The sequence below is a fragment of the Phascolarctobacterium succinatutens CAG:287 genome (assembly GCF_000434895.1).
Lineage (GTDB): Bacteria > Bacillota > Negativicutes > Acidaminococcales > Acidaminococcaceae > Phascolarctobacterium_A > Phascolarctobacterium_A succinatutens_A.
The window spans coordinates 1-20,466 of sequence record NZ_FR892804.1 but is presented as its reverse complement, the minus strand read 5'-3'; the positions used below and the strand labels follow the sequence as shown (position 1 = coordinate 20,466).

Annotated in this window: 20 protein-coding genes, 2 pseudogenes and 1 other annotated feature; of the genes and pseudogenes, 17 read left to right on the top strand and 5 right to left on the bottom strand. The window is 48.2% G+C overall.

Features of this window, described 5'->3' with window-relative positions; genetic code table 11:
• From BN587_RS11950 to leuC, 5 genes are all read right to left on the bottom strand, one after another.
• Positions 1-137, bottom strand: a 137-nt coding sequence (locus BN587_RS11950; RefSeq protein ID WP_044484542.1) for an AzlD domain-containing protein, incomplete at its 3' end; no start/stop codon positions are given.
• Between the two features lie 3 nt (positions 138-140).
• Positions 141-905 carry an AzlC family ABC transporter permease gene (locus BN587_RS07430; RefSeq protein ID WP_021720502.1) on the bottom strand — a complete coding sequence of 255 codons (765 nt, stop codon included), beginning with the start codon at positions 903-905 and terminating at the stop codon, positions 141-143.
• A gap of 158 nt (positions 906-1,063) precedes the next feature.
• Positions 1,064-2,137 (bottom strand): 3-isopropylmalate dehydrogenase, encoded by a 1,074-nt coding sequence (gene leuB, locus BN587_RS07425; RefSeq protein ID WP_021720501.1) that lies wholly within the window; start codon positions 2,135-2,137, stop codon positions 1,064-1,066.
• Complete coding sequence (locus BN587_RS07420; RefSeq protein WP_021720500.1) at positions 2,137-2,631, bottom strand: 3-isopropylmalate dehydratase small subunit; 495 nt, start codon at positions 2,629-2,631, stop codon at positions 2,137-2,139. The genes leuB and BN587_RS07420 overlap by 1 nt, the downstream gene beginning before the upstream one ends.
• Positions 2,628-3,893 carry a 3-isopropylmalate dehydratase large subunit gene (leuC, locus tag BN587_RS07415; protein WP_021720499.1) on the bottom strand — a complete coding sequence of 422 codons (1,266 nt, stop codon included), beginning with the start codon at positions 3,891-3,893 and terminating at the stop codon, positions 2,628-2,630. The genes BN587_RS07420 and leuC overlap by 4 nt, the downstream gene beginning before the upstream one ends.
• Positions 3,894-3,943: 50 nt before the next feature.
• Positions 3,944-4,158, bottom strand: a binding site (T-box leader).
• Positions 4,159-4,509: 351 nt separating this feature from the next.
• On the opposite strand from leuC, the pseudogene BN587_RS07410 reads away from it, so the two are divergent.
• The 17 genes and pseudogenes from BN587_RS07410 to BN587_RS07335 form a co-directional block, all read left to right on the top strand.
• Positions 4,510-4,752, top strand: a pseudogene (locus BN587_RS07410) (glutamate synthase); the annotation flags it as partial.
• Positions 4,743-4,930: pseudogene (locus BN587_RS12210) on the top strand (glutamate synthase central domain-containing protein). The pseudogenes BN587_RS07410 and BN587_RS12210, both read left to right, overlap by 10 nt.
• A 15-nt stretch (positions 4,931-4,945) precedes the next feature.
• The gene (locus tag BN587_RS07405; RefSeq protein WP_021720497.1) at positions 4,946-6,415 is read left to right on the top strand and encodes a glutamate synthase subunit beta; all 1,470 of its coding nucleotides are present in this window, start codon (positions 4,946-4,948) and stop codon (positions 6,413-6,415) included.
• 278 nt (positions 6,416-6,693) lie between these two features.
• The gene (gene obgE, locus BN587_RS07400; RefSeq protein WP_021720496.1) at positions 6,694-7,962 is read left to right on the top strand and encodes a GTPase ObgE; all 1,269 of its coding nucleotides are present in this window, start codon (positions 6,694-6,696) and stop codon (positions 7,960-7,962) included.
• 279 nt (positions 7,963-8,241) lie between these two features.
• A complete protein-coding gene (gene proB, locus BN587_RS07395; protein ID WP_021720495.1) occupies positions 8,242-9,381 on the top strand; it encodes a glutamate 5-kinase in 1,140 nt (379 codons plus the stop codon).
• Positions 9,382-9,396: 15 nt separating this feature from the next.
• Complete coding sequence (locus BN587_RS07390; protein WP_021720494.1) at positions 9,397-10,653, top strand: glutamate-5-semialdehyde dehydrogenase; 1,257 nt, start codon at positions 9,397-9,399, stop codon at positions 10,651-10,653.
• Between the two features lie 317 nt (positions 10,654-10,970).
• Positions 10,971-11,477 carry a hypothetical protein gene (locus tag BN587_RS07385; protein WP_009145328.1) on the top strand — a complete coding sequence of 169 codons (507 nt, stop codon included), beginning with the start codon at positions 10,971-10,973 and terminating at the stop codon, positions 11,475-11,477.
• Between the two features lie 35 nt (positions 11,478-11,512).
• A complete protein-coding gene (locus BN587_RS07380) occupies positions 11,513-11,803 on the top strand; it encodes a hypothetical protein (RefSeq protein ID WP_021720493.1) in 291 nt (96 codons plus the stop codon).
• A 33-nt stretch (positions 11,804-11,836) separates the two neighbouring features.
• On the top strand, positions 11,837-12,262 hold the full coding sequence (locus BN587_RS07375) for a SoxR reducing system RseC family protein (RefSeq protein ID WP_021720492.1): 426 nt from the start codon (positions 11,837-11,839) through the stop codon (positions 12,260-12,262).
• A gap of 8 nt (positions 12,263-12,270) precedes the next feature.
• The gene (locus BN587_RS07370) at positions 12,271-12,831 is read left to right on the top strand and encodes a Maf family protein (RefSeq protein WP_021720491.1); all 561 of its coding nucleotides are present in this window, start codon (positions 12,271-12,273) and stop codon (positions 12,829-12,831) included.
• 13 nt (positions 12,832-12,844) lie between these two features.
• A complete protein-coding gene (gene radC / locus BN587_RS07365; protein ID WP_021720490.1) occupies positions 12,845-13,603 on the top strand; it encodes a RadC family protein in 759 nt (252 codons plus the stop codon).
• Between the two features lie 14 nt (positions 13,604-13,617).
• Positions 13,618-14,661, top strand: coding sequence for a rod shape-determining protein (locus tag BN587_RS07360; RefSeq protein ID WP_009145323.1), 1,044 nt, complete (start codon positions 13,618-13,620; stop codon positions 14,659-14,661).
• Between the two features lie 13 nt (positions 14,662-14,674).
• A complete protein-coding gene (gene mreC, locus BN587_RS07355; protein WP_021720489.1) occupies positions 14,675-15,523 on the top strand; it encodes a rod shape-determining protein MreC in 849 nt (282 codons plus the stop codon).
• A complete protein-coding gene (gene mreD, locus BN587_RS07350; RefSeq protein WP_021720488.1) occupies positions 15,520-16,020 on the top strand; it encodes a rod shape-determining protein MreD in 501 nt (166 codons plus the stop codon). Before mreC ends, mreD begins: the two co-directional genes overlap by 4 nt.
• Before the next feature lie 32 nt (positions 16,021-16,052).
• Complete coding sequence (gene mrdA / locus BN587_RS07345; protein WP_021720487.1) at positions 16,053-17,885, top strand: penicillin-binding protein 2; 1,833 nt, start codon at positions 16,053-16,055, stop codon at positions 17,883-17,885.
• 18 nt (positions 17,886-17,903) lie between these two features.
• Complete coding sequence (gene rodA / locus BN587_RS07340; protein ID WP_021720486.1) at positions 17,904-19,010, top strand: rod shape-determining protein RodA; 1,107 nt, start codon at positions 17,904-17,906, stop codon at positions 19,008-19,010.
• Positions 19,011-19,021: 11 nt separating this feature from the next.
• Positions 19,022-20,466 (top strand): TIGR03960 family B12-binding radical SAM protein (locus BN587_RS07335; RefSeq protein WP_044484538.1); only part of this gene is annotated, 1,445 nt, incomplete at its 3' end.

The window sequence follows — 20,466 nt, the reverse complement described above, 5'->3', positions numbered from 1 at the left end:
GTGTAGGGGACATAATATAAAAAGGAACGGATGAAGGGATTTTTGATTTCCTTACGGATGAGTGTGAGCGGAAGCACGCGGATAGCGTAGGTAACAAGTGCCATGACTGCAATATAAATGTAAATATTGTGTTCCATGTGCTAGTCCTCCTTTTGCTGGGATTGTACCGGCCTGAACCAGGCTGCAGCCGCTGCGATGACTACAGTGAGGATAATGGTACGTGTACCGCCGGTAAGCTGCGCCAACGGCTGCAGATATGCTGCTGCGAAGCTGGCGACGAAGCTTGTGATTACAACAGTGAGAATGATACGGCTTTCGCGTGCAGGGGGAATGATAATAGCAAGGAACATACCAAACAGTGCTACGCTCAGTGCGCTGACAATGCGTTCTGGCAGCGCTGCACCGGCGATAATGCCGCTGGCTGTACCAATCGACCATCCAGGAATTGCTACGGCCATACCGCCATAGTAATAGTATGGATTCAAAACACCGGGACGGGAGATGGCGATACCGAAAAGCTCATCCGTTACAGCGAAGGCCATAGCCAGACGATGTATAAAGCCTTGCGCGTTGCTGAGCCTTTGGCTCAGCGCGCAGCTCATCAGCATGTAGCGTGCATTGGCGATAAGGGTTACAAGCGCTATTTCGGTATAGCTGGCGTTTTGACCTATGAGGGTAATAGCGGCAAATTCACCGGCTGAAGTGTTGTTGAGCAGGCTTGTCAGAAAGCCCTGGAATACAGAAAGCCCGGATGTGCGGCAAATAATTCCCAGAGAAAAGGCTACGGCAAAATACCCCAATCCTATGGGAATAGCATCGTGTAAGCCTTGACGGAAGGCCGCAGCATTGCTTAAAGCATTATTAGTATATACAGAATCAATATTTTTAGTTGAAATTTGCATCATAATACACCACAACAATCGTAAAAAAATCCAAAAAACAAAAAAATCAAAATATAATAGTGCCTAAGTGATGGAAATTTTACCCGTAAGCCCCAAACGGAAGGCTTACGGGTAGAAATGCTTTGGTAAACGCTGAGGGGATGGCGTTATACCGGGAATGTCTATTTGAGCAGTTCCTGAGCAACCAGGTGGCCCATTTCAGATGTAGAAACTTTTTTCAGACCTTCTGCATAAAGGTCCGGAGTGCGGTAGCCCTGTTCCATGACTGCGTCAACAGCTGCTTCCATAGCATCTGCTGCTGCATTTTGGTTCAGAGAGTAGCGCAGCATCATAGCGACGCTGAGAATGGTTGCCAGCGGGTTAGCGATGCCTTGGCCGGCAATGTCCGGTGCGCTGCCGTGGATAGGCTCGTACATACCAGTGCCGTCACCGAGGCTGGCGCTCGGAAGCAGGCCGATGCTGCCTGCGATGGTGCTTGCTTCATCACTGAGAATATCGCCAAAGATATTGTTGGTCAAAATAACGTCAAACTGCTTCGGATTCAGCACTAACTGCATAGCGCAGTTGTCAACATAGAAGTTGTTCAGCTCGACTTCAGGATAATCCTTAGCCTGCATTTCGGCAACAATTTTACGCCACATGCGGCTGGAGCCCAATACATTGGCTTTATCAACGCTGGTTACTTTACCGCGGCGTTTCTTGGAAGCTTCAAAAGCAAAACGGGCAATGCGTTCTACCTCCGGACGGGTGTAAAGCTCAATATCGCTTGCTTCCTCAACACCGTCAGCATTGAGGTGCGCTTCGGTATGCTCACCGAAGTAGATGCCGCCGGTAAGCTCGCGCACGATTAAAAGATCGGCGCCCTCTGCACGTTCCGTTTTCAGCGGAGAAAGATGCGCGGTGAATTTGGAAACGGTCATCGGGCGCAGGTTGCAGTACAGGCCCAAAGCCTTGCGGATACCAAGCAGGCCTTTTTCCGGACGGATATCCGGAGCAACATTATCCCATTTCGGTCCGCCGACAGCACCGAGCAGCACAGCGTCAGCAGCCTTAGCACTGGCAATGGTTGCTTCCGGCAGGGGAACGCCGGTTGCATCGATTGCGCAGCCGCCGATGAGCTGCTTGTCATATTCAATTTCAAAGCCGAATTTTTTGGCAGCAGCGTCGAGAACCTCTACAGCTGCATCAACTATTTCTACACCAATACCGTCACCTGGCAGTAAGCAAATCTTCATTATTTGTTTTCTCCTTTAATATAATTAATCAGGCCGCCGCAGTCTGCGATATGCTGGATAAATTCCGGCAGCGGTTTTGTTTTGATCGTAATATTTTTATTGAGGATTTTGATTTCACCCTTGTTGATATCAACGTCAATTTCGTCACCGGGTTCAATCTTTTCTACGTCGGCGCCGATTTCCAGCACCGGCAGGCCGATGTTAATCGCATTGCGATAGAAGATGCGGGCAAAGCTGTCTGCTACGATGCATTTGATGCCCTTAACCTTTAATACTACCGGGGCATGCTCACGGGAGGAGCCGCAACCGAAGTTTTTGCCGGCAACGATGTAGTCGCCGGGCTGTACGTTGGCGGCGAAGTTAATTTCCAGGTTTTCCTTCGCATCCTCCATAGCGTGCTCTGCTAATTCCTTGAAGTCGGCAATGTTCAGATATCTTGCCGGAATAATAACGTCTGTATCGATGTGGTCGCCGTAACGCCAAACTTTGCTCATTTTACTACCTCCTCAGGGCTGGTGATATAACCGGTGATGGCACTGGCTGCAGCGGTATAGGGGCTTGCCAGATAAACCTCGCTGTCGACATGGCCCATGCGGCCGCGGAAGTTACGGTTAGTGGTGGAAACAGCGCGCTCGCCTGCTGCGAGGATGCCCATGTAACCGCCAAGGCAGGGGCCGCAGGTTGGAGTAGAAACGGCAGCACCGGCATCAATAAAGGTATCGATGTAACCGCGATGCATAGCCTCCTGATAAATCTGCTGGGTTGCCGGGATGATAATCATACGCACATGGTCGCAAACCTTGTGACCTTTGAGAATTTCGGCAGCCTGCTCAAGATCCTCCAGACGGCCGTTGGTGCAGGAGCCGATGACAACCTGGTCAATTTTGATTGCATGACCTTCCTTAGCAGGATGGGTGTTTTCCGGCAGATGCGGATAAGCAACAACGGGAACAAGCTCGTCGAGCTTAATATCGAGTACGCGGGCATATTCAGCGTCTTCGTCGGCAGTAACTGCTTCCCATTCACGGGTTACGCCGCGTTCCTTTAAGAATTCGATGGTTTTTTCATCAACAGGGAAAATGCCGTTTTTGCCGCCGGCCTCAATAGCCATGTTGCAGATAGTCAGACGGTCGGCCATAGAAAGCTCGCTGACACCTTCGCCGGTGAATTCCAAAGATTGGTAACGGGCGCCGTCAACGCCAATCATACCGATGATGGTCAGGATGATGTCCTTGCCTTTAACGTATTTCGGCAGCTTGCCGGTCAGGTTGACTTTGATAGCCTGCGGAACCTTGAACCAGGAGGTACCGCTGGCCATAGCGCAGCCGATATCGGTCTGGCCCATACCGGTGCTCAGTGCGTTGAGCGCGCCGTAGGTGCAGGTATGGGAATCGGCACCAATGATGATTTCGCCGGGAGCAACAAGGCCTTTATCAGGCAGCAGTGCATGCTCGATACCCATCTGGCCCACTTCAAAGTAGTTTTTGATTTCGTGCTTGCGGGCGAAGTCACGCATACGCTTGCACATGGTTGCGGATTTGATATCCTTGCAGGGTGAGAAATGGTCCGGAACCAGAGCAATTTTGTTTTTATCAAATACCGGTTTACCGATTTTTTCAAATTCGTTGATAGCCGGGGGACCGGTAATATCATTTGCTAATACTAAATCTACTTGAGAAACAAGCAGGTCGCCGGCGCTTACGCTGTCGCGGTGAGCGTGCTTGGCTAAGATTTTTTGCGTCATTGTCATTCCCATAAAAGTAACCTTCTTCCTTATAATAAAAATAGCCCCTATCTGCGCTTGCAGATAGGGGCGAAATTTTTTCGCGGTACCACCCTAAGTTGTACTTAATTTTTCCGATTAGCGAATCGGCAGCGTAACGTGCTAGAAACGTCTGCTCCTACTTGGTTCAGAGAAGCTGCTCGCGGGTGAGCTTCTTTGCCTGCTTGTTGGCGGCTTGCACCATACGCCGTCTCTCTGAATGCTGGGGCAGGTAAATTTTCCCGGTCATTGCATTTTGTTCTTAAATTAAAACAAACACATCACTGTGTTCTTCACATTATCGCAACAATTTCGTGGTTTGTCAAGTGTGAAAATGGAAAAATGCCTAGAAAAACATTTAATGTGCATCTGAAATGGAAAAAGTATTGCTGAAGTGCAAAGGAGTGTAGGGGTATAAAAAATGCTTCTTTCAGAAAATTACCTTTTACAGAACTTTTGTCATGCAAATAAATATACATATATACAATTTGCAATCGTAATAACGTGGCATTATAATTAAAATTACAGTCGTTATGGTGGCCTTCAATAGAAACACTAATAGAACTGTTAATAGATTTATTGATAAAATGCTTTGAGAGGGGAATTTATTATGAATACTTCGCTGCCCAAGAAACATGGATTGTACGATCCTTGGTTTGAACACGATGCCTGCGGTGTTGGCGTAGTTGCCAATATTAAGGGCAAGAAGTCTAATAAAATTTTACGACAGGCTTTGGTGCTTCTGCATAACATGGACCATCGCGGCGGTCAGGGAGCAGATATGAACTCCGGTGACGGTGCCGGTGTACTGCTGCAAATTCCGCATAACTTTTTTGTCAAAGAATGCGCCAAACAGTACTCAGCGAAAAGCCGCAGCTTTTATATAACTACTTTAAACAGCTCTTTGCGCAGGTAATCCGCCGATTGATGCCATTCGTGAGGAGGTTTTTACGGATACAACCAGCGGTATCGGTCCGGAACTGAATCTTATTGACCAGCAGCCGGAAAGCTGCCACCATGAAGGTATTTGAGGAGGTGAAGGCATAATGGGTAAACCTACCGGATTTATGGATTACAAGCGTGCGGAGCTTGCTTTGCGTGCCCCCAAAGAAAGAATTAAGGATTGGCAGGAAATTAAGACGAGCAGCCTGCCGCACAAGGAAGCACTGCGCTGCCAGGCAGTGCGCTGTATGGATTGCGGTGTTCCCTTTTGCCATAGCGGTGTAATGATTAACCGCATGGTTTCAGGCTGTCCGCTGCATAATCTGATGCCGGAATTTAATGATCTTGTTTACCATGGGATGGATGATTATGCCTATGCCCGTCTTAATAAAACCAACAATTTTCCGGAATTTACATCTCACGTCTGTCCTGCTCCCTGTGAGGGTGCCAGCAATGCAGGTCTGGTGAATAATCCTGTTACCATTCGCAATATTGAGCAGTATGTCATTGAAAACGCATTCGAGCATGGATTGGTAAAACCCAATAAGCCTGCCAAGCGCAGCGGCAAAAAGGTTGCTGTTATCGGCAGCGGACCTGCCGGCCTTGCCTGTGCCGATGAGCTGAACAAGGCCGGTCACAGCGTTACTGTTTACGAGCGTGCCGACCGTGCCGGCGGTCTGTTGATGTACGGTGTTCCGAATATGAAGCTGGACAAAAAGCTGGTAGAGCGGCGTGTTAAATTGCTGGAGGACGCCGGTGTAAACTTTGTCTTAAACAGCGAAATCGGTGTAAAGCTTGCTTCGAGCACATTGTTGGAGGAATATGATGCCGTAGTGCTGTGTACCGGTGCAACGGTGCCGCGTGATTTGCCGGTTGCCGGACGCGAGCTGGAGGGTATTTATTTCGCTAAGGATTATCTGGAAAGCGTAACCAAGAGCCTGTTGAACAGTAATCTGGAGGACGGATTGGCTATTGATGCCAAGGATAAGGATGTTGTCATCATCGGTGGCGGTGATACCGGCAATGATTGCATGGCAACAGTTATTCGTCAGGGCTGCCGCAGCGTGCGTCAGCTGGAAATCAATCCTTGTCTGCCGCACAGCCGCACGGCAGATAATCCCTGGCCGCAGTTCCCGCGTATTTTTAAAACGGATTACGGTCAGGAGGAGGCTATCCATAAATTTAAGCAGGACCCGCGTGAATTCTGTATTACAACTAAAGAATTCCTGGGTGAGGATGGCAAGGTAAGCGGTCTGCGCTTGTGCCAAAACGAATGGAAGCAGATAAACGGACGCATGGTGCCGGCAGATATCCCCGGTACAGAACATATTGTGCCTGCACAGCTGGTGCTTCTGGCTATGGGCTTTGTGGGCAGCGAAGAGCGACTGTTTGAGGAATTCAAGTTGGCGAAGGCACCTAACGGCAGCATAGCAGCTGATGACAGCAGCTATGCGACCAGCGTACCCGGCGTTTTTGCCGCTGGTGACGCACGTCGCGGACAGAGCCTGGTGGTGTGGGCTATTGCCGAAGGGCGTGGCGCAGCACATGCGGTTGATAAATTTTTGCGTAAGTAAGCTATAAGATTCTCCTTTCCTTTTATAAACGTGCTTGCAGCTTTTGTGTATATAAAAAATAGCTGCAGGCACATTTTTTATTAGCTGTAGCCTTGAAATAGGTAACGGCTACAGCAATGCACCATCTGCGTCATATAAATCAGAAGTGAAATCTTCGCAAACTCAAAGCTTTTCTGCGGATTTGATTGTTACCACGTTGCACTTTCCCTGCAAGATAAGCTATAATATAGATAAATATACCTAGCAATAGCTAAATTTACGATATAGGAGAAAACAAAATGTTTATTGACAGAGCGAGAATTTATGTAGAAGCAGGCGATGGCGGCGACGGCATGAGCAGCTTCCGCAGAGAAAAATTTGTAGAAAAGGGTGGCCCGAACGGTGGTAACGGCGGTCGCGGCGGTGATGTTGTCCTGATTGCGGACAAAAATCTCAATACCCTGATTGACTTCCGTTACAAGAGAAAATATGTTGCCAAGCGCGGCGGTCAGGGCGGTACCAAAAACTGTACCGGTGTACGCGCTGATACCGTATTCGTTAAGGTGCCGATGGGAACCTTGGTACGTGACGACGCAACCGGCGCCGTTATGGCAGACCTTGTTGAGGACGGCCAGACCTATACGGCTGCTAAAGGCGGCCGTGGCGGCAAGGGCAATGCCTGCTATGTTACCAGCACCAACCGTGCACCGACCTTTGCAGAAAAGGGCGAACCCGGTGAAAACCGTTGGCTGAAGCTGGAGCTGAAGCTGCTGGCCGACGTTGGCCTTGTAGGCTATCCCAGCGTAGGCAAGTCCAGCATTATCGCACAGGTGAGCGCTGCCCGCCCCGAAATTGCTGCCTACCATTTTACAACGCTGTCCCCGGTTTTGGGCGTGGTACGTCTGGATGAGGAGCGCAGCTTTGTGCTGGCGGATATCCCCGGTTTGATTGAAGGTGCACATGAGGGTGTAGGCCTTGGTCATGACTTCTTGCGTCACGTAGAGCGTACCAAGGTACTGCTACATATTGTTGACGTTGCAGGCGTTGACGGCCGTGATCCAATTGAGGATTTTGACAAAATCAATACAGAGCTGGCAGAATACAGCGAGCGTCTGGCACGTCGTAAGCAACTGGTTGTTGCCAATAAAATGGACCTGCCGGAAGCGCAGGAAAACTTTGAGCGCTTAAAGGAATACGTTGAAGCTAAAGGCTACGAAATCTGTAAGGCCAGTGCTGCTACCGGCGAAGGTCTGCGTGAGCTGATGTTTAAGGCTTACGACCTGCTGCTGCAATATGTTCCGGAAGAGGATGAAGAAGACCTGGCACGCTTTGACGAAATTGATCCGGACAGCTACGAAATTGTTGTCGGCAATGATACTGACTGGGAGGTTCGCGGCAAGAACATTGAACGTCTTGTTGCTATGACCAACTTTGATAACGATGAGGCACTTTACCGCTTCCAGCTTATTTGGAAACGTCTTGGTATTGACGAGGCGCTGAAGGAGAGAGGCGTACAGGAAGGTCAGAGTGTGCGTATTAGGGATATGGTTTTCGACTACAAAGATTGATCCTGCGGATAACGCACCGTCTGCGTCATGAAATTTACTTGACGTACGAGGAGTACGCCATCGTAAATTTCATTTAGCATCCGGCACATTCTCCACAGTCTCTAAAAAGCAAGTGTGCGGATAACGTGCTATCTGCGTCATGAAATTTCCTCGACGTACGAGGAGTACGCCGTCGGCAATTTCATTTAGCATCCGGCACATTCTCTGCGCCATTGGCGAAAGAGATGTATTGCGGATAACGCAAAAAATATAAAAAACTAGAACTGCAGGTGAGGGGAAATGTTAAACAATGAAGCAAGCCGTGAGGCTTTAAAAAAGGCTAAGCGTATTGTCATTAAGGTTGGTACGAGTACGATTACCTATGCCAACGGCAAGCGCAATTTTAGTCAGATTGATCGTCTGGCACGCGAAATCAGCGATTTGCAGAATCAGGGCAAGGAAATGATTCTGGTTACTAGCGGTGCAGTGGCTGTGGGTGTGGATCGTATGGGATTGCCGGGCAAGCCGAAAACTATTCCCGGCAAGCAGGCCGCTGCTGCCGTAGGTCAGGGCGTTCTTATGCACACCTACGAAAAATTCTTTGCCGATTACGGTCAGATCGTGGCGCAGGTGCTGATTACCAAAACAGAGGCCATTGACCGCCATCGTTATACAAATACGCGTAATACCTTTATGGAGCTGATGCGTCAGCGTGTTATCCCTATCGTCAACGAAAATGACGTTGTGGCGCTCGATGAGCTGAAAATCGGCGATAACGATAATATGTCTGCTCTTGTTGCAGGCATTGTGGATGCTGACCTTGTTATCATTCTTTCTGATGTTGACGGCCTGTATACCGCTAATCCGCAAACGCATCCCGATGCTGTTATTGTGCCAGAGGTTACGGAAATCACTCCGGAGATTGAGGCAAGTGCCGGCGGTGTCGGCTCTTCCCGCGGTACCGGCGGTATGGCGACTAAGATTCAGGCTGCCAAGGCTGCGACAAGCAGCGGTATTCATCTGGTAATTGCCAGCGGTACCGAGAAGAATGCCATTACCCGTGTGCTGCAGGGTGAAGAGCTGGGAACCTTGTTCGTGAGCCGTGAAAACCGTCTGCAGTTCCGCAAGCGCTGGCTGGCCTTTGGCGCCAAGATTGCCGGCAGCATTGTTGTTGATGAAGGCTGCGCTAAGGCTATCCGCAAGGCCGGCGGCTGCAGTATTCTGCCGGCAGGCGTGTTTGCCGTGCAGGGTGAATTTTTGCCGGGCAGTACGGTGAGCGTTATTGATAAGGATGCGCATGAGTTGGCGCGTGGTTTAGTGCATTATTCTTCTGCCGAGCTGGAGCAGATTAAGGGCTGCAATTCCGGCGAGATTGCAAATATTCTGGGACATAAAAATTTTGATGAGGTTATCCACCGCGATGACCTGGTTATTTTATAAGGCAGGGTGAGGATTATGGCAACGTATGAATTGGTGAAGGCTAAGGCGCAGGCTGCAAAGCAGGCTGCAGCAAAGCTTGCCGTTACTTCTACTGCAGTTAAGAATGCGGCACTTTTGGCGATGGCTGCTGCGCTTGAGGCACAACAGTCTGAAATTTTAGCTGCGAATGAGCGTGATATGACTGCTGCTGCAGCCAAGGGCATGAAAAGCTCAATGCTGGACCGTCTGAAGCTGACTGCCGAGCGCATCAGCGGTATGGCTGACGGCCTGCGTCAGGTAGCAGGTTTGGCTGACCCTGTTGGTAATGTTATTGACGGCAAAACCTTGCCTAACGGTCTGCATATTACTAAAATTCGCGTTCCCTTGGGCGTTATCGGCATTATTTACGAGGCACGTCCCAACGTTACGGCGGATGCCGCAGGCCTGTGCCTGAAGTCCGGCAATGCTGTTATCCTTAAGGGCGGCAGTGAGGCGATGGAGTCCAATAAAACTGTTGCTGCGATTTTGGCGCAGGCTGCGGAGGGTGCAGGCATTCCTGCGGGGTCTATTCAGTTTATTGATACCAGTGACAGACAGGCTGTGCAGGATTTAATCCATATGAATGGCCTTGTCGACGTGGTTATTCCTCGCGGCGGTGCCGGGCTGATTCAGGCGGTGGTGCGTAATGCCAGCGTGCCGGTTATCGAAACAGGTGCGGGCGTATGCCATACCTATGTTGACAAGGATGCCGACGTGGAGATGGCTATGAAAATTGCTTTCAATGCCAAGGTGCAGCGTCCTTCCGTATGCAATGCGATGGAAACACTGCTGGTGCACAAGGATATTGCGGATAAATTCTTGCCGATGATGCTGATGATGTATAATTCCTCTGCCGTAGAAATACGCGGTGATGAGGCTGTGCAGGAGTACAGCGGTCAGGTGCATCCGGCAACTGAAGAAGACTGGTCTACGGAATACGGCGATTTGCGCCTTTCTGTAAAGATTGTGGACAGCATTGAGGAAGCTATGGCACATATTGCCAAATACGGCACCGGCCACAGCGAATGTATTGTTACCGATAATTATCAGGCGGCACAGCTTTTCCAATATACCGTGGACGCTGCTGCTGTTTACGTCAATGCCTCTACCCGCTTTACCGACGGCAACGAATTCGGCTTCGGTGCTGAAATCGGCATCAGCACACAAAAGCTGCATGCCCGCGGACCGATGGCGCTGCCGGAGCTTACGAGTACAAAGTACCTGATTAACGGTAATGGTCAGGTGCGCAAATAGGCTCTCATGTACTGGAGTTGCTGAATGGTTAGCGATGAAAAACCTCGGTAATGGTTTTAAATACTCGTGACTGACGCAATTGCCAGCCGCTGAATTTCACTAAAGCATAATACTTACTGAAACCCGCTTCAATGGCGTAAGCCGGCGAAGCGGTGTTTTGCTTTTGCATGAAAGCTGTCTGATGCAGGTAAAATTCACATTTTTGCACTGATTTTTATTGCCTGAGGTATATGCTTTAAGTGTAAAATTTGATATAATTAATTGGATAAGATTGCTTTGTTGCTATTGCACAATTTAGGAAGCTGGAGGGAACTCTTTTGGAAGAATTGTATCGTGAAGAATCTGGAACAAGTACGCAAAGAAAAATCTTTGCAGTGATTGCCTTGCTGATGATTGCGAGCCTTTATTGGCATGAATGGACCTGGCTACAGGAACATAGACGCTTTGATATGCTGGGCTGGGGTATGGATACAGTGCTTTTGGCTCTGTGGATTTGGCGTGTAGCCTTTGGCTATACTCTGATACTCTACAAGGATATGAAGCTTGAGGTAATCAGCCACGGCTTAGGCTTTATTAAACGCAGTTATGTTGTTGACCTGACCCGTACAGAAAGCTTTACCGATAAATATGTAAAGAGCTTTTTCCGTAAAACAGCGATTAAGCATTATATCCATCGCTATAATTCACTTGATGAAAATCCGCAGCGCTTGCTGGTATTTACCGAAGGCAAGAAAAATAAGCTGGCGGGTTTGCTGTTTAAATCCAGTGATGAGTTTGTCCGTGTATTGCGTAAGGAAATGCCGGATAAATTTATTCAGCTTTAATTGATGATTGTTTTTGATATAGGAGGCTTTGAGATATGGAAACTATAGCTAACGTAGAACCGGTGGTAGTATGCGCCCGCGTTATGCAAATATTTTTTGGTTCTTTTATTTACATTTATCTGATTGCCAAGCTGGTTGGCCCCGATAACAAATTGGCCTGGTTCAGAAAACGTAAAAAATATACTTTTTTTAACCGCCGTGGTATTTTCGGCGAGGATATCAACTTCGGTTATCCTGTATGCTGGCAAGGCGTTCTTGTTTTCCTGGCAATTTACGGTGTAGTTTTCGGCTTTGGCTATTGGTATATTTTCGTACACGCTTATTAAGCTAAATATTTGGTAGAGGAAGGATTTGCTTCAATGGCAGAAATTAGAGGTATTGTTGTTAAAAAGCAGGGCGAGCGCGCTGAGGTAAAGGTTGACAAAGCTGAAAGCGAACTGACAGGCCTGCCTAAATATATAGATTGCTGGAACCCGGTAGGTGCCAAGGCCGGCGATGTGGTTGGTGCGGAATACCGTGACTTTGACCAACGCAAGGCTAAGCTGGTTATTTACGGTCTGCCGGTAGCAGGCATTCTTGCAGGTGTTGCCTGCGGACACAGCATGGCTACGTTCTTTCATATGGATGAATTGCCGTTTATTGCAGGCTGCATTGTTTTGTGGCTTTTAGTAACCGTAAACTATGCACGTATTTTTAAACGTGATGCGGTACGCGAAGGCAAGCAGGCTGTTATTTTTGAAATCCAACAGCCGAAGATTGTTATTGATATGGGTAAAAAGGAATAGGCTGAAGCATGAAGGTTATTTTGGCATCAGCCTCTCCGCGCAGACAGGCGCTGCTGCAGCAAATAGGTATTACTCCGCTGGTTTGTCCTGCGGATTTTGCCGAAGGCAGCGGCACTGCCAGCCAGGCGCAGGAGGTTGCTTTGCATAATGCAGCCGGCAAATGCGCTGCTGTAGCAGCAAAAATGGGAGATGAGCTTCCGGTTATTGCTGCAGATACAATTGTAGTAATTGATAATGTTATTTTGGGCAAGCCGCAGGATGCAGCAGCTGCTAAGGCTATGCTGCAGCGCTTGTCCGGACGTACACATCAGGTTATGACAGGCGTTGCTGTATGTTATAAGGGACAAAAGATGTCCGAGGTGTGCGTTACTGATGTAAGCTTTCGTCAGCTGACTGCTGAAGAAATAGATGCTTATATTGCCACAGGCGAGCCTATGGATAAGGCCGGTGCCTATGGCATTCAGGGCAGAGGTGCTGTCCTGGTGGAAAAAATCAATGGCTGCTATAACAATGTTGTAGGTCTGCCGTTGTCGTTGCTGTACTTAATGATGCAAAGATTGGGAGTATGAGGAGCTATGAAGAGTGACTAATCCTGCAGAAAGCAGGACCTGCGATTTTCGCAGTGATTTTAGTAGTATCGACCAGACAACAAACACAGAAAAAATTAAAAACCTTCCCTTAGAGGACAGACCACGGGAAAAGCTTTTTCTGCGTGGAGTTAACGCGCTGACAGATGCAGAGCTGCTGGCAATATTGCTGCGCACAGGCACTGCGCAAAAATCAGCGTTGGAGATTGCTAAGGAGCTCACAGCTGACGGAGGCCTGTACAGGCGTCTGGCAGGAGTGAGGGACTTAAATGAGCTTATGCAAATCAAGGGTATGGGGCAGGTCAAGGCAGCAACCGTTTTGGCAGCTCTGGAAATAGGCAGACGTATTGCGTCGGCTCGCCCTTTGGATAAAATCCATTTTGGCTGTCCGCAGGATGGTGCGGCATTTTTGATGCCACGCCTGCGTTATGCCACAAAGGAACAATTTTTGGTAATTTTGTTAAACAGTAAGAATAAAGTAATAGGCACAGAGCTGGTATCAGAGGGTTCGCTGACCAACTCGGTGGTGCATCCGCGTGAGGTATTTCTGCCGGCGATTCTGCAGCATGCAGCCTCTATCTGCGTGGCACATAATCATCCATCGGGTGATCCGATGCCAAGCATTGAGGATAGGCAGCTGACAGCTGTTTTGCTGGCGGCAGGACAAACGTTGGGGATTCCGCTTCTGGACCATCTGATTATCGGGGACGGTGCTTATTACAGCTTTCAGGAAGATGGAGCATTAGAAGTTTAGGAGGATAGTCGGAAATGAAGTTTACTTTCCCTAATATCAGTATTTTTAACAATATGTCGGATGACATGGGTATAGATTTGGGCACTGCAAATACGCTGGTGCATTGCAAGGATAAGGGTATTATTATCCGCGAACCGTCGGTAGTAGCTGTTGAAAAGGACACTAACGAGGTACTGGCAATCGGTGCGGAGGCTAAGAGAATGATTGGCCGTACTCCCGGTAACATTGTCGCTATCCGTCCGATGAAGGATGGCGTTATTGCCGACTATGAAATTACTCAGTCTATGCTGAAATATTTTATTAAGCAGGCTATGGGCAACCGTACCTTTGTACGTCCGCGTATTCTGGTTGGTGTGCCTTCCGGTGTTACCGAAGTAGAAAAGCGTGCAGTTGTTGATGCTACTATTGAAGCAGGTGCGCGTGAGGCTTACTTGATTGAAGAACCGATGGCGGCAGCAATCGGTGCAGGCTTGCCTGTACAGGAAGCAACCGGCAGCATGGTTGTTGATATCGGCGGCGGCACCTGTGAGGTTGCCGTAATTTCTCTGGGCGGCATTGTTGTCAGCAAGAGCGTACGCTGCGGCGGCGATGCTATCGACAGTGCTATTGTACGTTATATCCGCAAAGCCTTTAATATGTTTATCGGTGAGCGTACAGCAGAAAATATTAAAATTGAAATCGGTACCGCAATGAAGGTTGATGAGCCTGCTGTTATGGAAGTTCGCGGCCGCGACCTGCTCAGCGGTCTGCCTAAGAGTATAGAGGTTAATGCCAACCATGTTTGCGAAGCTGTTAACGAGCCTGTAAGCATGATTGTGGACGCTGTTCGTAACACATTGGAGCGTACACCGCCTGAATTGTCCGCTGATATTATGGATCGTGGCATTGTTATGACAGGCGGCAGCTCTATGCTGCGCAATCTGGACAGACTTATTTCTCAGGAAACCGGTATGCCGGTATTCGTATCTGATGAAGCTTTGAACTGTGTTGCTCTCGGCACCGGTATTGCTGTAGAAAATATTGACATTTACCGCAAAGGCTTTATGACCTCTAAATAAGTAGGAATGCAGCATGAATAAGAAGGTTATGTTGGTAGCTTTGTTTGTTCTGGTCCTGTTTTCCATGCTGGCGATGGCCGTAGCAGGCAGAAGCCGTTTTCCTTTGGTCAACAGAGCGGTGGCGGCAGTAGTGCTGCCGGTAGAAAGTATGCTGACCGGGTTAGGCAATGCCAGTGATGGCGTGCGTGGCTATTGGAAGGCACTGACAGTAATGCAGAGCGAAAATGCAAAGCTGAAACAAGAAAATATAGAGCTGCGTAATGCCAATATCCAGATGGCTTCGATGTATGCAGAAAACAGGCAGTTAAGAGGCTTGCTGGAGTATAAGGAGCAGCATAAATCGCAGAAGGTTGTGGCAGCAAAGGTAATTGCCCGCAGCTTTGGAGATTTACGCGATTGCATCTATATTGCTGCCGGTAAAGACAGAGGTCTGGCACCGGATATGGCAGTTGTTAATGGTGGCCTTGTAGGCGTGGTTGATGAGGTATATGATGATTATGCCCGCGTACTGCTGCTCACATCGCCGCGCTGTCGTGTAGGTGCTAGGGTATTGCGCGCTGATTCACGTGCTGTCGGTGTAGCCGGCGGTGTCAGCGGCAAGGATAAGCTGCTGTTGGAGCATATTTACCGCGAAGCAAGCCTGCGTGAGGGTGATATTATCGTTACCAGTGGTTACAGCGGCAGCCATCCTGCGGATATTCTTATCGGTAAGGTTACTGCTACTCATATGGATAGTGTAGGTCTGCTGCAGGAAGCAGATATTGTACCTGCTGCTGATATTGCAGATGTTGAACAGGTATTGGTTATTGTTGGCTTTACGCCGGAAGCGAAAATTGTATTACAGGGAGGACAGGCAAAATGAGGAGACTGATTTGGCCCGTCCTGTTTCTGTTCTTAATGCTGCTGCAGGGTTCGATGTCTGTGTACTATACAGGCTGGCTTTCCTGTGATTTGCTGCTTTTGGCGGTATATGCTTATGCGATGCTGCGCGGCGAAAAAGCTGGTGCGGTAGTTGGCGGTATCACCGGACTGCTGCAGGATGCAATGACGGTGGGTATTTTTGGCTTCCATATTCTCAGTCGTATCTGTGTAGGTTATATAGTAGGCCTGACAAAGGAAAAGGTGTTTAAGGATAATTATCTTTATCATATGAGCGCTATTGCGACGATTACTTTTATCCTGCGTTTTGTTTACTGGTGGCTGGAACTTTTGCGCAGTGGCGGACGCTGGAGCATATTTTTTGCATATTTATGGGATTCCCTGGGCTATATTATAGGCAATGCGCTGTTGGTATGGCCTGTTGTAGTTATAATGAAGATGATTTATGAATGGATCAGAAAAGAAGATATATCTTATTAACCAGGAAGCAGGAAAGGAGACAGACGTAGCCTATGGAAGATAGAAACCGGATAACCAGATTGCACACCTTGCTGGTTGTGTGTCTGGTATTATTTGCTGTGCTGCTGGGACGAATGGTTTATTTGCAGCTGTGGCGCGGTGATTACTACGCTAAGCAATCTGACGGCAACAGGCTGCGCCAGTCGCGTATTCTTGCTCCCCGTGGAATTATTTATGATAGTGAGGGCAAAGAGCTGGTTAACAATCTGCCGGGATATGCGGTAGTATTGCAGAAGCAGTCCAGCTATAAACCGGAAACACTGCAGCGCCTCAGTAATTTGCTGCAGATGCCGGTAGAAGAAATTAACGCTAAAATTAAGGCGAGCAAAAATTTTTATGAACCTATTATGCTGAAGAATAATCTTGATCAGCAGATGGTAACAAAAATAGAGGAACAGCGCCGCTATATGCCGGAGGTTATGCTTTCGGTGCAGCCTATCCGCAATTACCCTTATCATGAGCTTGCTGTACATGCTTTGGGTTACGTAGGCGAGGTAAGTGCTTATGAAATTGAGCAGGGCTTGTTTAAGAATATTACTCAGGGCAGTCTTGTTGGTAAGGCCGGATTGGAAAAGACTTATGATAAATATCTGCGCGGTGAGGATGGCGCCTTTATGGAGGAGGTTGACGTTGCAGGTAATGTTGTTAAGCATTACGATTCTGTACAGCCTGTACCCGGTAAAAATCTGAAGCTGACGCTTGATTATCAGCTGCAAAAGGAGCTGGAGGAGTTTACCGATAAGCATCTTGCTTACCTGCGCAACAGTGGTATTGCTCCTGGAGCGAGAGCGGCGGCAGTAATAGCCATCGACCCGCGCAATGGCGCGGTGAGGGCGATGGTCAGCCGTCCTGGATATGATCCTAACTGGTTTGTACATGGCATTTCCTCTAAAAATTGGAACTCCATTAATAATGACACTAATTTCCCGATGAATAATAAGGTTATCACAGGCGAATATCCGCCTGGTTCCACCTTTAAGATTGTTACTGGCAGTGCTGCCTTCGAGCTGAAAAAGGTTGGCCTGAACGAGCCCATTTTCGACGGCGGCTTTCATCCGATGGTTCCTACTATGGGTAACGCCGGCGGCGAGGTTTTAGGCTGGCTGACCTTTATCAAAGCGCTGGCGATGAGTGATAACGTATATTTTTACGAGCTTGGTTATCGCGTAGGTATTGATAACATTGAGAAATATGCACATATCTTTGGCTTTGGCGAACGTACCGGTATCGACCTGGAGGGCGAAAGCAAGGGCCTTGTTGCCTCTAAAAAGGTTAAGCGTGAAATTTGGAACGAGGACTGGCGCTTGGGCGATACCTTCAATGCTGCCATCGGTCAGGGCTTTAACCTGACAACACCGATTCAGCTTTCTGTTATGCTGAGTATTGTTGCTAACGGCGGTACCAAGTATCAGCCATATCTGGTTGACAGTATTATCAACAGTGACGGCAGTCTTTTTGAAAAGCCTAAGCGTGCTGCCGGTAAGCATATTGATGTGTCGCAGCAGACAATTGATTATATCCGCATGGGCATGAGTGCTACTACGCAGGAGGGTGGTACGGCATCGTATTTTGCCGGTTTGCCTAAGCCTATAGCCGGTAAAACCGGTACTGCCGAAAACTCTCATGGACGTGACCATGGTTTGTTTGTAGCCTATGGACCGGTAGATGATCCTGAGCTTGTCGTGGTCTGCATTGTAGAGCAGGGTGGCTTCGGTTCTATCGCTGCAGGTCCTATCGTTTATAAAGCATTTGAAGAATTTTTCCAGGAGAAGGGTTATATGCCCCGCCCTGATAAGGCTGCCCCGAAGAAGGACACCATCCAATAATGCAGGAAGGAGTACATTGTGGATTTTAAACGTATCCTGAAAAATCTTGACTGGTGGCTGATTGCTGCTGTGTTAATACTTATGGGTTGTGGCTTGGGGCTTATCGACAGTGCTACCCATTCCTTTGCGGTGAGCACCGGTAAGGCCTGGCATGTGCAGCGCCAAAGCATGTTTATGGTCTTTGGCCTGGCTATTGTTACTGCATCGTTGGCTTTTGATTATCGTGTACTCAAAAATTATGCTACCAAGCTGTATATATTTAATATCATACTGCTTTTGGCAGTAATGTTTGTAGGACAAAGTCAATTGGGTGCACAGCGTTGGATTCAAATAGGCTCGCTGTCCTTTCAGCCCAGTGAATTTGCTAAGGTCTTTCTCATCATCTGCTTAGCTACCTTTATGGATAAGCGTATTGAATGGCTGGAGGAATTTAAGGATTACCTGCCGGTTTTTGCATATATCCTGGTGCCGTTTATTCTTGTTATGCGTCAACCGGACTTAGGAACCTCGCTGACATTTATTGCTATTTTGATAGGTATGATTTTTGTCAGCGGCTTTAAGTATAAATGGTTCTTCCGAATGGGGCTGGCTTTTATGGCCTTGCTGCCTGCGTTTTGGATGATTCTGAAGGATTATCAGAAGAACCGTATCCGCGTTTTTCTGAACCCGGAGCTTGATCCTTTCGGCAGCGGTTATCATGTTATTCAGTCTAAAATTGCTATCGGCAGCGGCGGATTTCTTGGCAAAGGCTGGTTGGCCGGAACGCAGAGCCAGTTGAACTTTTTGCCGGAAAACCATACGGACTTTATTTTTGCTGTTGCCGGTGAAGAGTTTGGCTTTATCGGAACGGTGTTTATCATTTCTATGTATATGATTATCATTTGGCGCGGTATTGCGATTGCGCTTGATGCCGATGATACCTTCGGCATGCTTCTGGCAACCGGTGTAACGTCTATGTTCATGTTCCATGTTATGGTCAACATTGGTATGACTGCCGGTATTATGCCTGTAACCGGTGTACCTTTGCCGTTCTTGAGCTATGGCGTCAGCTCGCTGACGACGAACCTTATGTTGGTGGCGATTTTGTTGAATATTAAGGTGAAGAAGCAAAACCTTCAATTTTAATAGAGGAGAATATGAATTTGAAAAAGGATTTAACTATTGATATTTTAAGCAGTGTGCAAAAGCCTGCACGCTACACCGGTGGCGAGTTCGCAAGCATTGTTAAGCCTGCTGACGAAGTAGAGGCAACTATTGCTCTGGCCTTTCCTGATGTATATGAAGTAGGTATGAGTTACCTTGGCTTCAAAATTTTATACCATCTGCTGAATAAGGAAGACGGAATTGCCGCAGAACGTGTTTACGCACCCTGGATTGACCTGGAGGCTAAGATGCGTGAGCGTGAAATTGCGCTTTGCACCTTGGAAACTAAAAAGGCTTTGAGCGAATGTGATATTGTAGGTTTTACTCTGCAATACGAGCTTTCCTATACCAATATCTTAAATATGCTTGATTTGGGTGGCGTACCGCTGCTGGCTAAGGACCGTACTGATGCAGATCCTTTTGTTATTGTAGGCGGTCCCTGCGTGTACAACCCTGAGCCTTTGGCTGATTTCTTCGATTTTGCTGTTATCGGTGAAGGCGAAGAGGTTTTAGTTGAGGTTATGCGTTGTTACAAAGAATGGAAACGTGAAGGCAAACCCGGCGGCAGACAAGAATTCCTGCAGCGCGTGGTAAAAATCAAGGGCATTTATGTACCTTCCTTCTATGATGCAGAATATAATGAGGACGGCACCTTTAAGGCAATTAAGCCGCTGCGCGAGGATATTCCTGCTGTTATCCAAAAGCGTGTTGTAGAGGATATGAACAGCGTAGATTTCCCGACCTCTCCGATTGTTCCTTTCGGTGAAATCGTTCATGACCGCATCATGCTGGAGGTTTTCCGTGGCTGCAGCCGTGGCTGCCGTTTCTGCCACGCAGGTATGGTTTACCGTCCGGTGCGTGAGCGCAAGCCGGAGGTGCTGATGGACCTGTCGCGTAAGCTGGTAGATAACACGGGCTATAACGAAATCAGCCTAGTATCCCTTTCCAGCGCCGATTATTCCTGCCTGGCTCCGCTCGTACATAAGATGATTGGCGAGTTTAAGGATGAACGCGTCAGCGTTTCTCTGCCTTCTCTGCGTATTGACAGCTTCTGTGTTGCCATAGCCAAGGAGGTACAGGCAGTGCGTAAGAGCGGTCTGACCTTTGCTCCGGAAGCAGGCAGCCAGAAGATGCGTGACGTTATCAATAAGGGCGTAACGGAAGAAGATTTGATGAATGCTGTCGGTGCAGCATTTGAATCTGGCTGGAACAGCGTTAAGCTGTACTTTATGATCGGTCTTCCCTATGAAACTGACGAGGACGTATTGGCGATTGCTGATTTGGCGCGCAAGGTACAGTATAAATATTTCCAGATTACCGGTAAGCGTGGCTGCAAGGTTACCGTAAGTGCTTCGTCCTTCGTACCTAAGCCGTACACTGCTTTCCAATGGTTTGCGCAGAATGATTTGGAAGAAATCCGCCGTAAGCAGTTCCTGCT

What these genes read in the sequence shown, in the direction of transcription:
- BN587_RS07430 (WP_021720502.1), bottom strand. Translation starts at nt 905, where the DNA reads ATGATGCAAATTTCAACTAAAAATATTGATTCTGTATATACTAATAAT.
- leuB (WP_021720501.1), bottom strand. Translation starts at nt 2,137, where the DNA reads ATGAAGATTTGCTTACTGCCAGGTGACGGTATTGGTGTAGAAATAGTT.
- BN587_RS07420 (WP_021720500.1), bottom strand. Translation starts at nt 2,631, where the DNA reads ATGAGCAAAGTTTGGCGTTACGGCGACCACATCGATACAGACGTTATT.
- leuC (WP_021720499.1), bottom strand. Translation starts at nt 3,893, where the DNA reads ATGGGAATGACAATGACGCAAAAAATCTTAGCCAAGCACGCTCACCGC.
- BN587_RS07405 (WP_021720497.1), top strand. Translation starts at nt 4,946, where the DNA reads ATGGGTAAACCTACCGGATTTATGGATTACAAGCGTGCGGAGCTTGCT.
- obgE (WP_021720496.1), top strand. Translation starts at nt 6,694, where the DNA reads ATGTTTATTGACAGAGCGAGAATTTATGTAGAAGCAGGCGATGGCGGC.
- proB (WP_021720495.1), top strand. Translation starts at nt 8,242, where the DNA reads ATGTTAAACAATGAAGCAAGCCGTGAGGCTTTAAAAAAGGCTAAGCGT.
- BN587_RS07390 (WP_021720494.1), top strand. Translation starts at nt 9,397, where the DNA reads ATGGCAACGTATGAATTGGTGAAGGCTAAGGCGCAGGCTGCAAAGCAG.
- BN587_RS07380 (WP_021720493.1), top strand. Translation starts at nt 11,513, where the DNA reads ATGGAAACTATAGCTAACGTAGAACCGGTGGTAGTATGCGCCCGCGTT.
- BN587_RS07375 (WP_021720492.1), top strand. Translation starts at nt 11,837, where the DNA reads ATGGCAGAAATTAGAGGTATTGTTGTTAAAAAGCAGGGCGAGCGCGCT.
- BN587_RS07370 (WP_021720491.1), top strand. Translation starts at nt 12,271, where the DNA reads ATGAAGGTTATTTTGGCATCAGCCTCTCCGCGCAGACAGGCGCTGCTG.
- BN587_RS07360 (WP_009145323.1), top strand. Translation starts at nt 13,618, where the DNA reads ATGAAGTTTACTTTCCCTAATATCAGTATTTTTAACAATATGTCGGAT.
- mreC (WP_021720489.1), top strand. Translation starts at nt 14,675, where the DNA reads ATGAATAAGAAGGTTATGTTGGTAGCTTTGTTTGTTCTGGTCCTGTTT.
- mreD (WP_021720488.1), top strand. Translation starts at nt 15,520, where the DNA reads ATGAGGAGACTGATTTGGCCCGTCCTGTTTCTGTTCTTAATGCTGCTG.
- mrdA (WP_021720487.1), top strand. Translation starts at nt 16,053, where the DNA reads ATGGAAGATAGAAACCGGATAACCAGATTGCACACCTTGCTGGTTGTG.